This window comes from Saccharopolyspora elongata, assembly GCF_004348985.1.
Taxonomy (GTDB): domain Bacteria; phylum Actinomycetota; class Actinomycetes; order Mycobacteriales; family Pseudonocardiaceae; genus Saccharopolyspora; species Saccharopolyspora elongata.
Map to the genome: position 1 here is coordinate 25,568 of NZ_SMKW01000014.1, position 14,801 is coordinate 40,368.

12 protein-coding genes and 3 tRNA genes are annotated in these 14,801 nt (G+C 69.7%); 13 read left to right on the forward strand and 2 right to left on the reverse strand.

Annotated features, from left to right (window positions below):
* The first annotated feature begins 271 nt into the window (after window positions 1–271).
* The 6 genes from serA (at window position 272) to E1288_RS13070 (ending at window position 6,850) form a co-directional block, all read left to right on the forward strand.
* A complete protein-coding gene (serA, locus tag E1288_RS13045) occupies window positions 272–1,867 on the forward strand; it encodes a phosphoglycerate dehydrogenase (RefSeq protein ID WP_132484698.1) in 1,596 nt (531 codons plus the stop codon).
* A gap of 215 nt (window positions 1,868–2,082) precedes the next feature.
* Window positions 2,083–3,126 (forward strand): 3-isopropylmalate dehydrogenase, encoded by a 1,044-nt coding sequence (locus E1288_RS13050; RefSeq protein WP_132484700.1) that lies wholly within the window; start codon window positions 2,083–2,085, stop codon window positions 3,124–3,126.
* Window positions 3,127–3,254: 128 nt separating this feature from the next.
* The gene (locus tag E1288_RS13055) at window positions 3,255–3,698 is read left to right on the forward strand and encodes an SRPBCC domain-containing protein (protein WP_132484702.1); all 444 of its coding nucleotides are present in this window, start codon (window positions 3,255–3,257) and stop codon (window positions 3,696–3,698) included.
* A complete protein-coding gene (locus E1288_RS13060) occupies window positions 3,695–4,021 on the forward strand; it encodes an ArsR/SmtB family transcription factor (protein WP_132484704.1) in 327 nt (108 codons plus the stop codon). The genes E1288_RS13055 and E1288_RS13060 overlap by 4 nt, the downstream gene beginning before the upstream one ends.
* Window positions 4,022–4,245: 224 nt before the next feature.
* Window positions 4,246–5,880, forward strand: coding sequence for a citramalate synthase (cimA, locus tag E1288_RS13065; RefSeq protein ID WP_132484706.1), 1,635 nt, complete (start codon window positions 4,246–4,248; stop codon window positions 5,878–5,880).
* Window positions 5,881–6,067: 187 nt separating this feature from the next.
* Window positions 6,068–6,850, forward strand: coding sequence for a fumarylacetoacetate hydrolase family protein (locus E1288_RS13070; protein WP_132484708.1), 783 nt, complete (start codon window positions 6,068–6,070; stop codon window positions 6,848–6,850).
* Window positions 6,851–6,933: 83 nt separating this feature from the next.
* Here the strand turns inward: E1288_RS13070 and E1288_RS13075 are convergent, their stop codons facing one another.
* Window positions 6,934–8,163 carry an FAD-dependent oxidoreductase gene (locus E1288_RS13075; protein WP_132484710.1) on the reverse strand — a complete coding sequence of 410 codons (1,230 nt, stop codon included), beginning with the start codon at window positions 8,161–8,163 and terminating at the stop codon, window positions 6,934–6,936.
* 103 nt (window positions 8,164–8,266) lie between these two features.
* On the opposite strand from E1288_RS13075, the gene gltX reads away from it, so the two are divergent.
* The 7 genes from gltX (at window position 8,267) to E1288_RS13110 (ending at window position 13,449) form a co-directional block, all read left to right on the forward strand.
* On the forward strand, window positions 8,267–9,763 hold the full coding sequence (gene gltX, locus E1288_RS13080) for a glutamate--tRNA ligase (protein ID WP_132484712.1): 1,497 nt from the start codon (window positions 8,267–8,269) through the stop codon (window positions 9,761–9,763).
* A gap of 134 nt (window positions 9,764–9,897) precedes the next feature.
* Complete coding sequence (locus tag E1288_RS13085; protein ID WP_132484714.1) at window positions 9,898–10,671, forward strand: HAD family hydrolase; 774 nt, start codon at window positions 9,898–9,900, stop codon at window positions 10,669–10,671.
* A gap of 175 nt (window positions 10,672–10,846) precedes the next feature.
* Window positions 10,847–10,918: transfer RNA gene (locus tag E1288_RS13090), tRNA-Gln, on the forward strand.
* 33 nt (window positions 10,919–10,951) lie between these two features.
* Window positions 10,952–11,024: transfer RNA gene (locus E1288_RS13095), tRNA-Glu, on the forward strand.
* Between the two features lie 489 nt (window positions 11,025–11,513).
* Entirely contained in the window at window positions 11,514–12,530 is a 1,017-nt protein-coding gene (locus tag E1288_RS13100) for a GlxA family transcriptional regulator (protein WP_132484716.1), read from the forward strand.
* Entirely contained in the window at window positions 12,527–13,270 is a 744-nt protein-coding gene (locus E1288_RS13105; RefSeq protein WP_132484718.1) for a DJ-1/PfpI family protein, read from the forward strand. Before E1288_RS13100 ends, E1288_RS13105 begins: the two co-directional genes overlap by 4 nt.
* Window positions 13,271–13,376: 106 nt before the next feature.
* Window positions 13,377–13,449: transfer RNA gene (locus E1288_RS13110), tRNA-Glu, on the forward strand.
* Window positions 13,450–14,017: 568 nt separating this feature from the next.
* Here E1288_RS13110 and E1288_RS13115 read toward each other — a convergent pair.
* The gene (locus tag E1288_RS13115) at window positions 14,018–14,719 is read right to left on the reverse strand and encodes an IclR family transcriptional regulator (protein ID WP_165968088.1); all 702 of its coding nucleotides are present in this window, start codon (window positions 14,717–14,719) and stop codon (window positions 14,018–14,020) included.
* Window positions 14,720–14,801: the final 82 nt, after the last annotated feature.

Consider the following 14,801-nt stretch of genomic DNA (forward strand, 5'->3'; position numbering starts at 1 on the left):
GCTGGCGCGCGTGCCGGCGGTAGCCGCGCCTTCGGGCTACCGGTGGCCCGGCAGCCGCATGGGTGACAACGCGTCCCCGCGGCGTTGCGCGTTGTGTTCGCAGCCTGGTTGATCTGCGACAATGCCGAAGAATCGGGTTTAACGGGCGGGCGATTCCGGACCGGTGATCCGGGCAACACCCTTGTGAACGCTTTCTCAAACTCCCGTTAAACTTCGACCCCGTCCGGGCACATCGCCGTGCCGACCGTGATCTTCAAAATGGAGTTCGCCCGTGACCAACGCAAGCCGTCCTGTCGTCCTGATCGCCGAGAAGCTGGCACCGTCCGTGATCGACGCCCTCGGGGACGAGGTCGAGATCCGCAACGTGGACGGCACCGACCGGCCGGCGTTGCTCGACGCCGTCGCCGACGCCGATGCGCTGCTGGTCCGCTCCGCCACCAAGGTCGACGCCGAGGTGCTGTCGGCGGCGAAGAAGCTCAAGGTCGTCGCCCGCGCCGGGGTCGGCCTGGACAACGTCGAGGTGCCCGCCGCCACCGAGCGCGGCGTGATGGTGGTCAACGCCCCCACCTCCAACATCGTCTCGGCCGCCGAGCACGCGATGGCGCTGCTGCTCGCGGTGGCGCGCAACGTCGCGCAGGCCGACGCCAGCCTCAAGAACGGCGAGTGGAAGCGCAGCTCCTACACCGGCGTCGAGCTCAACGGCAAGACTGTCGGCGTGGTCGGCCTGGGCAAGATCGGCCAGCTGTTCGCGCAGCGCGTCGCCGCCTTCGGTACCAAGCTGATCGCCTACGACCCCTACGTGTCGGCGGGCCGCGCCGCGCAGCTGGGCATCGAGCTGGTCACGCTCGACGAGCTGCTGGCCCGCGCCGACGCGATCTCCATCCACCTGCCCAAGACCGCCGAGACGCTCGGCCTCATCGGCGCCGAGGAGCTGAAGAAGGCCAAGCCGGGCCTGCTGGTCGTCAACGCCGCCCGCGGCGGCCTGATCGACGAGGACGCGCTGGTCGACGCGCTGCGCAACGGCCAGATCGGCGGCGCGGGCATCGACGTCTTCAAGACCGAGCCGACCACCGAGAGCCCGCTGTTCGAGCTGTCCAACGTGGTCGTCACCCCGCACCTGGGCGCGTCCACCGTGGAGGCGCAGGACCGCGCGGGCACCGACGTGGCCCGCTCGGTGCGGCTGGCGCTGCGCGGCGACTTCGTGCCGGACGCCGTCAACGTGCAGGGCGGCGTGGTCGGCGAGGAGGTCCGCCCGTACCTGTCGCTGACCCAGAAGCTGGGCCAGGTGCTGGCCGCGCTGGTCGGCAGCACGCCGAGCTCGGTGACCATCGAGGCCCGCGGCGAGCTGGCCGACGAGGACGTCTCGGTGCTGCAGCTGGCGGCGCTGCGCGGCGTTTTCGCCGGTGCCGTGGAGAACCAGGTGACCTTCGTCAACGCGCCGCAGCTGGCCGAGGACCTGGGCGTGCAGGTGGAGGTCAAGACCTCCTCGGAGAGCCCGAACCACCGCAGCGTGGTGTCGGTGCGCGCGGGTCTGCCGGACGGCCGCACCGCCGTTGTCTCGGGCGCGCTGTCCGGGTCGAACCAGGTGGAGAAGCTGGTCGAGGTCAACGGCCGGCACTTCGACCTGCGGGCCGAGGGCAACGTGCTGCTGCTGGAGTACCCGGACCGGCCGGGCGTGATGGGCCGGGTCGGCACCCTGCTCGGCGAGGTCGGCGTGAACATCGAGGCGGCGATGGTCAGCCAGACCACTGAGCGCTCGGAGGCGATCATGCTGCTGCGCGTGGACCGTCCGGTCGAGCCGGGCGTGCTGGAGCCGATCGGCGCCGCGGTCGGTGCGCGCATCGTGCGCACCGTCAGCTTCGAGTAACTCGGACGAGTGACCCGGGGGCCGTTCCACGATGTGGGACGGCCCCCGTGTCGTACCAGGGACCGATGGTCATCTCACTCCAATGGGTGTCCCACACTCCGGGAGATATCATCCACTTGGTGGGCCCGGCATGCCGCTGCCCGCAGTCGTGCCGGTAGCCTTCGGCTCAACAGTTCGAGCCCCGCGGGTCGGGGTGGTTCTCGGGAGGTGTGTAGATGCGGCTCGCTGTGATCCCCGGCGACGGGATCGGGCCGGAGGTTATTGCCGAGGCACTCAAGGTCCTCGGCGAGGTGGTGCCGGATACCGAGATCACTCGTTACGACCTGGGAGCGGCGCGCTGGCACGCGACCGGGGAGCTGCTGCCCGAGTCCGTGCTGGGTGAACTCCGCCAGCACGACGCGATCCTGCTCGGCGCCGTCGGCGACCCGACGGTGCCCAGCGGCATCCTGGAGCGCGGCCTGCTGCTGCGGCTGCGCTTCGAGCTCGACCACCACGTGAACCTGCGGCCGGCCCGGCTCTACCCGGGCGTGAAGAGCCCGGTGGCCGACCCCGGCGAGATCGACATGGTCGTGGTCCGCGAGGGCACCGAGGGTCCGTACGTGGGCAACGGCGGTCTGCTGCGCAAGGACACCACGCACGAGATCGCGACCGAGGTCAGCATCAACACCGCGTTCGGCGTGGAGCGGGTGGTGCGCGACGCGTTCGCCCGCGCCGCCTCCCGGCCGCGCAGGCACCTGACGCTGGTGCACAAGACCAACGTGCTCACCCACGCCGGATCCTTGTGGTCGCGCGTGGTGGAAGAGGTCTCGCTGCAGTACCCGGACGTCACCGTGGCCTACCAGCACGTGGACGCCACCACGATCCACATGGTCACCGACCCGTCCCGGTTCGACGTGATCGTCACCGACAACCTCTTCGGCGACATCATCACCGACCTGGCCGGCGCCATCACCGGTGGCATCGGCCTGGCGGCCAGCGGCAACATCGACGCCACCCGCCGTAACCCGAGCATGTTCGAGCCGGTGCACGGCAGCGCGCCGGACATCGCCGGGCAGGGCGTGGCGGACCCGACCGCGGCGGTGCTGTCGGTCGCGATGCTGCTCGACCACGTCGGCCTGACCGAGGCCGCCAAGCGGGTCGAGGCGTCGGTGGCGTTCGACCTGGCCACCCGCGACCACTCGTCGCCGGGCGCGACCTTCGCGATCGGCGACCGCCTCGCGGCGCTGGTCTCCTCCCGCGAGGTCGCCCCGCAGTCCTGATCTCGTTCATCGCGTTGAGGGCGTCCCGGTGGGGCGCCCTCTTCGTTGCTCCCATGTGCAACCCACGAGTTGCACATGGCGCGATGGGGTGCAACCCTGGGGTTGCACAACCGTGGATTGGAGTGGGCATGGTTTCCGACCGGATCGAACGCGAGATCGTCATCGAGGGGCCTGCGGAGCAGGTGTGGGCGGCGCTGCTGGAACCCGAGTTCTGGCTCGGCGAGGCGGATCCGACCGGCGTCGAGGTCGGCGAGGGCAGCCGACTGGTCTCGGAGCACGCCGAGTACGGCAACTTCCCGCAGCTGATCGAGAAGCTGGAACCCCACCGCTACCTCGCCTACCGCTGGGCGAGCGCCTTCCCCGGCGAGCACCCCGCGGCGGGCAACTCGACGCTGGTCGAGTTCACCCTGACCGAAGAGGGCGGAACGACCCGGCTGCGCGTGGTCGAGAGCGGGTTCGCCGCGCTTGCCGCCTCGGAGGAGGCGCGGCGCGGCGCGGTCGACGACAACACCGGTGGCTGGGAGCAGGTGCTGGATGAGGTCAAGCAGAAGGTGGAGAAGCAGCAGGCGTGACGGAGCACGGTGAGGTCGACGAGGTGCTGGCGGCGCTGGCCGACCCGACCAGGCGGCAGCTCGTGGACCTGCTCGGCGAGCGTGGTGAGGCCAGCGCGACGGCGCTGGCCGCCGCGCTGCCGGTGTCGCGGCAGGCGGTCGTCAAGCACCTGGCGGTGCTGGAGAACGCGGGCCTGGTGACGTCGAACCGGGTGGGGCGCGAGGTCCGCTTCGCGATCCGGTCGGAACCGCTGGCGGCGACGGCGCGCTGGCTGGCGTCCCGCGCCGCCCGGTGGGACCGGCGGCTGGCGGCGATCAAGCGCCGCGCCGAATCCGGGCAGTAGGCCGGTTCCCGCCCGGATGGTGGGACGGCGCGGCCATCTGGTGGTCCGGTGCCGGGTTGTGGCAGCATGGGTGCGTGGCTTTCCGCAGTGTGATCATTATTGGCGAGCGCGCCGGGTAGACGATTCCGCACCCCGGCGCGCTGACCTCTCGCATCTGCGGGGGGTCTTTTTTGTTGCCTGCGCCGCCGCTCCACCCCATCTCCGATGCCGACGGGAGAAATCCAGTGACCCGCACCAACCCGGCCGGAACGCCGCTGGGCGACGACTTCCACGTCTACGACACGACCCTGCGGGACGGCGCGCAGCGCGAGGGCATTTCCTACTCCGTCACCGACAAGCTCGCCGTCGCGCGGCTGCTGGATTCGCTGGGCGTCGGCTTCATCGAAGGCGGCTGGCCCGGCGCGCTGCCCAAGGACACGGAGTTCTTCCACCGCGCGGCCGAAGGCGAACTCGAACTCCGGCACGCCGCCCTCGTCGCCTTCGGCTCCACCCGGCGGGCCGGGACCAAAGTGGACGAAGATCCGCAGGTGCGGGCGCTGCTGGAGTCGCGCGCCCCGGTGGTGACCCTGGTGGCCAAATCGGACCGACGGCACATCGAGCGGGCGCTGCGCACCGATGTGGCCGAGAACTGCGCGATGGTCGCCGACACGGTGCGCTACCTGGTGGGGGAGGGGCGCCGGGTGTTCCTCGACGCCGAGCACTTCTTCGACGGCTACGCCTTCGATCCCGACACTTCGCTGCGCGTGCTGGACGCCGCCGCCGGAGCGGGCGCCGACGTCGTCGTGCTGTGCGACACCAACGGCGGGCAGCTGCCGCTGCAACTGGCCGAGACGGTCCGCGAAGTCGTGTCGCGCACGGGATTCCGCGTCGGCATCCACTGTCAGGACGACACCGGCTGCGCGGTGGCCAACAGCGTCGCCGCCGTGCAGGCCGGCGCGACGCACGTGCAGTGCACCGCCAACGGCTACGGGGAGCGGGCGGGCAACGCGGATCTGTTCGCCGTGATCGGCAATCTCGCCGCGAAACTGGAGATGCCGGTGTTGCCGGAGGGAAAGCTGCGCGAGCTGACCAGGGTTTCGCACGCGCTGGCCGAGATCGCCAACCTCGCGCCGGACACGCACCAGGCCTACGTCGGCCAGTCGACCTTCGCGCACAAGGCGGGGCTGCACGCGAGCGCGATCAAAGTGGACCCCGAGCTGTACAACCACATCGATCCGGCGGTGGTGGGCAACGGGATGCGGGTGCTGGTCACCGAGATGGCCGGGCGTGCCAGCCTGGAGCTCAAGGGCGCCGAGCTCGGCCTCGACCTCGCGGAGTCGCCGGCCGCCGTCACCGGCGCGGTGCGCCGGGTGAAGGAACTGGAAGCGCGCGGCTGGTCCTTCGAAGCGGCCGACGCGTCGCTGGAACTGCTGCTGCGCGGCGAAATGGCCGCCGTGGCCGACGGCGATCCGGTCGAGGCGCCGTTCGAGCTGGAGTCCTATCGCGTCGTGCTCGACCACCGATCGGACGGCGAGACGGTTTCCGAAGCGACGGTCAAGGTGCACGTCGCGGGGGAGCGCGTGATCGCCACCGCCGAAGGGAACGGGCCCGTCAACGCCCTCGACGCGGCGCTGCGCAAGGCGCTGGTCCCGCACCTGCCCTGGCTGGAATCCGTTGAGCTGGCCGACTACAAGGTGCGCATCCTCATCGACGCGCCAGGCACCGACGCGGTCACCCGCGTGCTCGTGGAATCCCGCGACGGCGAGGAGGAGTGGACCACGGTGGGCGTGCACGGCAACATCGTCGAGGCGAGCTGGCTCGCGCTCTGCGACGCGCTGGTGTACAAGGCCCTGCGGCGCAACGCGGCCGCTGCCCGGTAGCGATCCGGTCGTGAGTGGTTGTGGTCGCTGTGACGACCACCGCCACTCACGACACATCGCACCCGGTCGTGAGTGACGGCGGTCGCCATGGCCATTCGCGCGGCTCTTGCCGCGACAACCGCGCACGGGCTTTCGCTTTCGCGGCGTTACGCTGGTGACGGTCCACTTTCGATTCCGGAGGTTCGTCTTGCGCTTGGCACGTGTCGCCCACTCCGACGGGGTGTCCTTCGTCGCACTGGAGCCGGATCCGGCCGCACCGCAGGAGAAGGTGCTGGCGGTCGAGATCGACCAGCACCCGTTCGGCGACCCGACGTTCACCGGTCGCAAGTGGCCGATGGCCGATGTCCGGCTGCTGGCCCCGATCCTGCCCACCAAGGTCATCTGCGTGGGCAAGAACTACGCCGAGCACGCCCGCGAGATGGGCTCGGAACCGCCGGAGAACCCGGTGATCTTCATGAAGCCGTCGACCACGGTGATCGGCCCCAACGCCGCCATCAAGCTGCCGCCGAACTCCGAGCGGGTGGACTTCGAGGGCGAACTCGCCGCCGTCGTCGGGCAGCCGTGCAAGGACGTGCCGGAGGCGCGGGGCACCGAAGTGCTGCTGGGCTACACGATCGCCAACGACGTGACCGCGCGCGACCAGCAGCAGGCCGACGGGCAGTGGACGCGGGCCAAGGGCTACGACACGTTCTGCCCGCTGGGCCCGTGGATCGACACCTCGGTGAGCCCGTCGGACCTGGCGATCCGCACCGAACTGGACGGCGAGCTCAAGCAGAACTCGCGGACGTCGCTGCAGATCCACGACATCGCGGCGCTCGTGTCGTGGATCTCGCGGGTGATGACGCTGCTGCCGGGAGACGTGATCCTCACCGGAACCCCGGCGGGCGTGGGCCCGATGCAGGCGGGCCAGAAGGTCTCGGTCTCCATCGACGGCCTGGGCACCCTGACCAACCCGGTCCAGCAGGGCTGACGCCGGGTCCCCAGGATCCGCAATTTCCATTGAAATCGAAGGTTCAATTTCAATGGAAATTGCGGAGGTCCGTGGCCCGGTCCTCAGCGGAGGGCCGCCTTGGGCGGGCGTTCGCGGACCGCGCCGTAGGCGAGGACGTACGCGGGGATCCTGCGCAGCCACGGCACGTTCGAGACCGCCCGCAGGGGCAGCGGCAGGCGCGCGGTGTCGCCGAAGTCGATTTCCCCGCGCAGCGCCGGGGAGATCACGTTCTCGTGGATCACCCGCTGCAGCCGCTGGATCAGCACCGTCGTCGGCCAGCGCCGCCGCTGCACGGCCGCGACGTGCCTGCGCTCCAAACGACCTTCGCGCAGCGGCCCGGCCAGGTGGCGGGCCGCCGCGACGGCGTCCTGCACCGCGAGGTTGATCCCGATGCCGCCGACCGGTGACATCGCGTGCGCCGCGTCGCCGATGCACAGCAGGCCAGGCACGTGCCACTTGCGCAACCGGTCCAGGGTCACGTGCAGCACCTTGACGTCGTCCCAGCTGCGCACCAGGTCGCGCCCGGCCAGCCACGGGAAGAAGCGGGCCAGGCGTTCGTTGAGCTCCTCGATGGGCCGGCTGCGGCCCTCCGCGTCGGTGCCCTTGCCGATGATCGACGCGACCTGGAAGTAGTCGCCCCGGTCGAACATGGCGGTGAAGGTGCGTTCCCGGATCAGGCCGATGCCGCCCGCCGGATCGCCGGTCTGCCGCGGGACCCGGAACCACCGGACGTCCATCGGCGTCGGGAAGTCCTGCAGCCCGAGCTCGGGCATCTCGCGCACGAACGACTTCCGGCCGTCGCAGGCCACCGTGATGGTGGCGCGCAGCTCGCCGGTCTCGCCGTCGGCGGTGCGGTAGCGCACCCCGTTGACGCGGCCGCGTTCCCGGATCAGCTCCGTCGCCTCGGTGTTCATCCGCAGGGTGAACGTCGGCTCCTGCTTGCCCGCGTCGGCCAGCATGTCCAGGAAGTCCCACTGCGGGACCATCGCGATGTAGTTGTACTTCGCCTTGAGCGCTTTGAAGTCGCCGAAGGTGAACAGCTCGCCCGCCGGGCCGATCGGCAGCTGCACCTGGCTCAGGCGGCGTTGCGGGAGTTCGGCAAACCGCTCGGCCAGCCCGAGGTCGTCGAGGAGCTGCAGCGTTGTGGGGTGCACGGTGTCGCCCCGGAAGTCCCGCAGGAAGTCGCCGTGCTTCTCCAGCACGGTCACCTCGACTCCGGCCCTGGCGAGCAGCAGCCCCAGCACCATGCCCGCCGGCCCGCCGCCGATCACGCAGCAGGTGGTCCGCTCCATTGCGATCCCCTCCAGTTTTTCAACGGGTGTTGAATAAGCTCAGGATGCCCTCCCCGGATGCGCCCGTCAACCGCTGACGGCGAGTGACTACGCTGGATGTGTTATGAGCACGCCAGAAGCCGCAGCACAAGCCGATGTCAGGACCGTTCGCGCCCGGTTCTGCCCCTCGCCGACCGGGACACCGCACGTCGGCCTCATCCGCACCGCCCTCTACAACTGGGCGTTCGCCCGGCACAACAAGGGCACCCTGGTGTTCCGCATCGAGGACACCGACGCCAGCCGGGACTCCGAGGAGTCCTACCAGGCGATCCTCGACGCGCTGCGCTGGTTGGGCCTCGACTGGGACGAAGGCCCCGAGGTCGGCGGCCCCTACGGCCCCTACCGGCAGAGCGAGCGGCGCGACATCTACGCCGACGTCGCCCAGCGACTGCTGGCCGCCGGCGAGCTCTACGAGTCCTACTCCAGCCCGGAAGAGATCGAAGCCCGCCACAAGGCCAAGGGCCGCGACCCCAAGCTGGGCTACGACAACTTCGACCGGGACCTCACCGACGAGCAGATCGCCGGCTACCGCGCCGAGGGCCGCAAGCCCGTGCTGCGCCTGCGGATGCCCGACCGCGACATCACCTTCGCCGACCTGGTGCGCGGCGAGATCACCTTCCCCGCGGGCAGCGTCCCGGACCCCGTGCTGGTGCGCGGCAACGGCGACTCGCTCTACACCCTCACCAACCCGGTCGACGACGCGCTGATGCGCATCACCCACGTGCTGCGCGGCGAAGACCTGCTGTCCTCCACGCCCCGCCAGATCGCGCTCTACGAGGCGCTGCAGCGCATCGGGGTCACCGACTTCACCCCCGAGTTCGGCCACCTGCCGTTCGTCATGGGCGAAGGCAACAAGAAGCTCTCCAAGCGCGACCCGCAGTCCAACCTGTTCCACCACCGCGACCGGGGTTTCCTGCCGGAAGGCCTGCTGAACTACCTCGCGCTGCTCGGCTGGTCCATCTCCGACGACCGCGACGTGTTCAGCCTCGACGAGATGGTGGACGCCTTCGAGATCGGTCGCGTCAGCGCCAACCCGGCGCGCTTCGACCAGAAGAAGGCCGACGCGATCAACTCCACGCACCTGCGCGCCCTCGCGCCCGACGAGTTCGTCGACCGCGTGGTGCCCTACCTCGTGCAGGGCGGCGTGCTCCCGGCCGAGCCGACCGAGCAGCAGCTCGCCACCGTGCGCGCCGCCGCGCCGCTGGTGCAGGAGCGGCTGATCGTGCTCTCCGACGCCGTCGGCATGATGGCCTTCCTGTTCGCCGGCGACGACTTCGCGCCCGAACCCGCCTCCGCGGAGAAGGCTCTCGGCGAAGACGCCAAGCCGGTCCTGGAAGCCGCTATCAACGCCCTCGACGCGCTGCCCGAATGGACCACGGCGGCCATCGAGCAGGCGCTGAAGGACTCCGTCGTCGACGGCCTCGGCATCAAGCCGCGCAAGGCCTTCGCGCCGGTCCGCGTGGCGATCACCGGCCGCACGGTGTCGCCGCCGCTCTACGAGTCGATGGAACTCCTCGGCCGCGACATCTCGCTCGAGCGACTGCGCAAGGCCCTCGGCTGACCGGCCGGTCGTGAGTGCGAGAACACACCTCGCGCTCACGACCGCCGCCGCCAACCGGACTCAACCGAAACAGGCCAACAGGATCACCGTGTTGGCCGAGTCGGACGCAGCGGGTGAGCGCCTAGCCTCTCGGGGTGACATCCGCGCCTGAAGCACCGACCACCCACGAACTCGGACAGATCAAAGCGGTCTGCCTCGATTTCGACGACACCCTGCTCGACAGCGGACGAGCGGCGCGGCACAGCCTGCGGGAGCTCGTCGGCAGCGACCGTGCCTGGCCGGTGTGGCAGCGCACCACGGACCAGCACTACGCGCGGTACGTCACCAACGAGGTCGACTTCGACGCGATGTGCGTCGAACGCACCCAAGCGTTCTTCGCGGCCTTCGGCGAGAAACTCGACACCGCCGAAGCGGCGCGCCGCGAAACCCTGCGAATGGCCGCCATGCAGCGCGCCTGGGCCCTCTACGACGACGCCTGGCCGTGCCTCGACTGGCTCCGCGCCAGCGGCCTCCGGCTCGCTGTGATCACCAACGCGCCCAGCGCCTACCAGCGCAAGAAGATCGCCGCCGTCGGCCTTGCCGACGCCTTCGACGAACTGATCATCTCCGCCGAGATCGGCGTCGCCAAACCGGACCCGCGCATCTTCCGCACCGCCTGCGACGCGCTCGGCCTGCGCCCCGGGGAAGTCGCCCACGTCGGGGACAAGCTCGACATCGACGCCCTCGGCGCCGCCCGTGCCGGCCTGCACGGCATCTGGCTCAACCGCGGCGGCAACCAGGACCCGGCCGCGAACGTGCCGACCATCACGGGCCTCCACCAGCTGCCCGAACTCCTCGTCGCCGACCTGCCCGCCGTCCCCGCCCCCGCGCAGCCACCGCGCCGGGCCGTCGAGCTGGTCGGCCGCTGACCCCGCCGCCGGGCCGCTGCAACCGCCGCCACCTGCGACGATCCCAAAAAGAGGGGGGCGATTTTCGGGCCCCTGAAGGGATGGTCTAATATTCTTATCAACACGGAGGGCAGCGGCCCGGAGCCCGAACTTCTCCCAGAGGAGATCGGAAAACCGAGCTGGCCATCCGGCACCATGGGGTATGGTGTAATTGGCAGCACGACTGATTCTGGTTCAGTTAGTCTAGGTTCGAGTCCTGGTACCCCAGCGAGCTGATCACCTCGTGATCACTCAACAACGCGGTCCCGTCGTCTAGCGGCCTAGGACGCCGCCCTCTCAAGGCGGTAGCGCGGGTTCAAATCCCGTCGGGACTACAAGGGTGGGAGGGCCCTGTCTACGCTTCGCGTAGACAGGGCCCTTTTCGTTTTTCGATTGGGGGGCCGAGCCCCCCATGCCCCCCACGGTGCGGGGGTTGCTTTTTGTGGGCTCCATCGCCTTTTCGGGGGTACCCGGCCTGGGTTGCCGACCAGCCGGAAGGCTTAGCCTCATCTGGGCCTTTGCAGCCGGATTGCCTTATCCGGGCCTTCGGGGGTGGCTGGCCCTGCGCTTCGCTTGGGCGTTTGGGGTTGGTTGGCCCTGCGCTTCGCTTGGGCGTTGGGGGTTCGCCCTTCGCTTCGCTTGGGCTTCTGGGGTGGGCCTGCGCTTCGCTTGGGTCTTGGTTGGGGCTTTGCTTTGCTTTGTTGGGTTGCTCGGGCTTTGTTTGGGTGGGGTTGTTGGGTTCTTGGGCTCTGGGCTCTGGGCTCTGGGCTCTGGCTCTTGGGGGTTTGGGGTGGTTCTTCTTTTTGGGGCGGTAGCTTTTTCTTGTGGGTCTTGGTGGGGGGCTTGGGCGTCGCTTTGTCGTTGTTGCTTATGACGGGGCTCAGATCCTTGATGTCGCTTGTCCTTGTGGGGCTTTGGAGGTTGCCAACTCTCATGGGGCCTCTCCTCCTTACGTCGTCGAGTTGGCCACCGTTTCCGGGGCCGGGGCACGTAGTTCTTCCGGGATCGTCGTTGGGGGCGCTCGGCGCTTGGCGTCCTTGACCGGGGAGATCGACACCTTGCTCGTCGTTGGTGGGGCCGGGACTTGGGCCGCCGCCACCGATCAGCGGCTGTTGGGGCAGGTTCGGCGGTTGGCCCAGCGGAGCCGGCGGGTCGCTTCCGTTTGCACCGGCACCTTTGTGCTGGCCGCCGCCGGATTGCTCGACGACCGGCGGGTCACCACTCACTGGGGGTACGGCGCATCCCTCGCCGCCGAGTTTCCTTCCGTGACCGTGGATCCCGCTCCGCTGTACATCCGGGACGGCAACGTCTACACGTCCGCCGGGGTCACCAGTGCGCTGGACCTCACGCTCGCCTTGATCGAGGACGACCACGGTCCGACCTTGGCTCGTGAAGTCGCCCGGGAACTCGTGACCTACCTGCACCGTCCGGCCGATCAGGCACAGATCAGCACCTTCCTGGCCGCTCCGCCGCCCAGCAACCGGCTGGTTCGGGACCTGCTAGCGCACATCACCGCCAACCTCGCCGACGATCTGAGCCCGTCCGCGCTGGCCGCCCGCGCCGGAGTTACCAGCAGGCACCTCAACCGGCTTTTCGCCACGCATCTGGGCACCACTCCGGCTCGCGCTGTGCGGCTTGCGCGGACCGAGGCCGCCGCGCAGTTGGCGCGGGCCAGCGAGCTGTCGCTGGCCGCTGTCGCGCGCCGGTGCGGATTCCGGTCGGCGACGACGCTGCGCCAAGCTTTTCTCGACCACTACGGGGTCAGCGGGGACAAGATTCGCAGGATGGCGGACATGCCGCGTCCGCTCGACCCGGAAACCGCCAAGACTCCCCGGGCATGAGGAGTCAACCAACGACCCGCCGGACAGTGCTCGCCGGCATGGCCGCCGTCGCCGCATTCGGCATCCCGGCCGGCACGGCCGTCGCGGAAGGCAGCGGCCCACGGATCGGAATCCTGCTCTACGACGGCTTCAGCCTGCTGGACCCCACCGGCCCGGCCGAGCTGTTGTCCCGGCTGCCTGGCGCGACCGTCACGATGATCGCCGAGCGCCGCGGCCCGGTTCGCACCGACACGCGCCAGACCTCGGTGATGGCCGAGCGGTCGATCGCTGAGGTGGACCGGTTGGACGTGCTGCTCGTCCCGGGCGCCGGTGAGCGCGGCACAGTCGCCGCGATGGAAAACCCGGCTCTGATCGACTGGATCCGCCGCGTGGACCGGCGCACGACGTGGACCACATCGGTCTGCACCGGCTCGCTGATCCTCGGCGCGGCCGGTCTGCTCCGCGACCGCGCGACCACGTACTGGGCCTCGGCGAGCTACCTGGAGAGCACGTTCGGCGTGAAGTACGTGCCGGAGCGCTACGTCCAGGTCGGCAAGGTCATCACCGCCGCAGGCGTTTCGGCGGGCATCGACATGGCGCTCTTCCTGGCCGCCCGCCTCGCCGGCGACGAGATCGCCCGCGGCATCCAGCTCGCCGTCGAGTACGACCCGCACCCGCCGTTCGATTCCGGCAACGCCGCCACCGCGAGCCCGGAGCTCAAGAAACTCGCCCTCCGGCTGCTCGCCGAATCGCAGAAGTAGCTCGTCAACGCCCCGGAAGCGGCGCCTCCGGAGCGCTGGGCGCCGCTTGCCGGGGGGTGGGTGTTCGAGGTGAATCCGGGGTGCTGTAAAGTTCTTCTCGTTCCAAGGTCCCGTCGTCTAGCGGCCTAGGACGCCGCCCTCTCAAGGCGGTAGCGCGGGTTCAAATCCCGTCGGGACTACAAGGGTGGGAGGGCCCTGTCTGCGCTTCGCGTAGACAGGGCCCTTTTCGTTTTTCGATTGGGGGGCCGAGCCCCCCATGCCCCCCACGGTGCGGGGATTGCTTTTTGTGGGCTCCATCGCTTTTTCGGGCGTACCCGGCCTGGGTTGCCGACCAGCCAGAAGGCTCAGCCTCATCTGGGCCTTTAGAGCCAGCTAGCCCTTATCCGGGCCTTTGGAGTTGGCCCTGCGCTTCGCTTGGGCGTTTGGAGCTGGTTGGCCCTGCGCTTCGCTTGGGCGTGGGGGGGTCGCCCTGCGCTTCGCTTGGGCTTTTGGGGTTGGCCCTGCGCTTTGTTTGGGTTGGTTCTTCGGTCTCTTCCGGTGGGATCGTGGCGGAGTTGGGGTGTGGCCTCAGTAGCCTTCGGTGGCTTTCAGTGGGTGGGAACCGTGTTGCGCGGGCGTCTTCGCGTGCGTCGAGGGTGGGACGCCTTTGGCGGGATTCTGCGCTGGGTGCTGGTGGTTGTCGCGTTTCCCGGTTGGTGGGGTGCGTGGGTTTTGGCGATGCGGGCCGATGGCCCGCATCGCTCCGGTTCACAGGCGGTTCTGGAGCGCGTCCGCCGCCGCCAGCAGGTCCGCCGCCCAGCGGGCTCCCGGGCGCCTTCCCATCCGGTCGATCGGGCCCGAAACCGATATGGCCGCCACGACGTTGCCTTGGGTGTCCCGGACCGGCGCCGAGACGCTTGCCACTCCCGACTCCCGTTCCGCGACGCTCTGGGCCCAGCCCCTCCTCCGGACCTCCATCAGCGTTCGTTCCCCGTAGACCGCTTCCGCCAGGACCGCGCGTTGGGTCGCCGGGTCGGACCAGGCCGCCAGGACCTTCGCCCCCGAGCCCGCCGTCATCGACAGCGCCGTTCCCACCGGGACCGTGTCCCGCAGACCGCTCGGCGGTTCCGCCGTCGCTATGCACAGGCGTTGCATTCCGTCCCTCCTGTAGAGCTGGACGCTTTCGCCCGTGACGTCTCTAAGCTTGGGCAGGACCGTCGCCGCCGCTTCCAGGAGCGGATCCACCGCTCCGCCCGCCAATTCCGCCAGCGCCGCACCCGGGCGCCAGCGACCGTCCGAGCCCCTCCGCAGGAGGCGGTGGACCTCCAGACCCACCGCCAGGCGGTGCGCCGTTGCCCTTGGCAGCCCCGTGCGGCTGCACAGTTCGGCCAGGCCGCAAGGTTCGGCCGCTACCGCCTGGAGGACGGCCACTGCCTTGTCCAGTACTCCGATGCCGCTATGCTGTCCCACGTACCGATACTAACTTCCCGGCATCTGGGAAGTCCACTCTGTGGGAGAGACCCGATCCGGGTCTCGGCAGGCTCGACTGGGA

Excerpts from the sequence above, each read along its gene's own strand:
- E1288_RS13050 (WP_132484700.1), top strand. The coding sequence starts at position 2,083 with ATGCGGCTCGCTGTGATCCCCGGCGACGGGATCGGGCCGGAGGTTATT.
- E1288_RS13055 (WP_132484702.1), top strand. The coding sequence starts at position 3,255 with ATGGTTTCCGACCGGATCGAACGCGAGATCGTCATCGAGGGGCCTGCG.
- E1288_RS13075 (WP_132484710.1), bottom strand. The coding sequence starts at position 8,163 with ATGGAGCGGACCACCTGCTGCGTGATCGGCGGCGGGCCGGCGGGCATG.
- gltX (WP_132484712.1), top strand. The coding sequence starts at position 8,267 with ATGAGCACGCCAGAAGCCGCAGCACAAGCCGATGTCAGGACCGTTCGC.
- E1288_RS13105 (WP_132484718.1), top strand. The coding sequence starts at position 12,527 with ATGAGGAGTCAACCAACGACCCGCCGGACAGTGCTCGCCGGCATGGCC.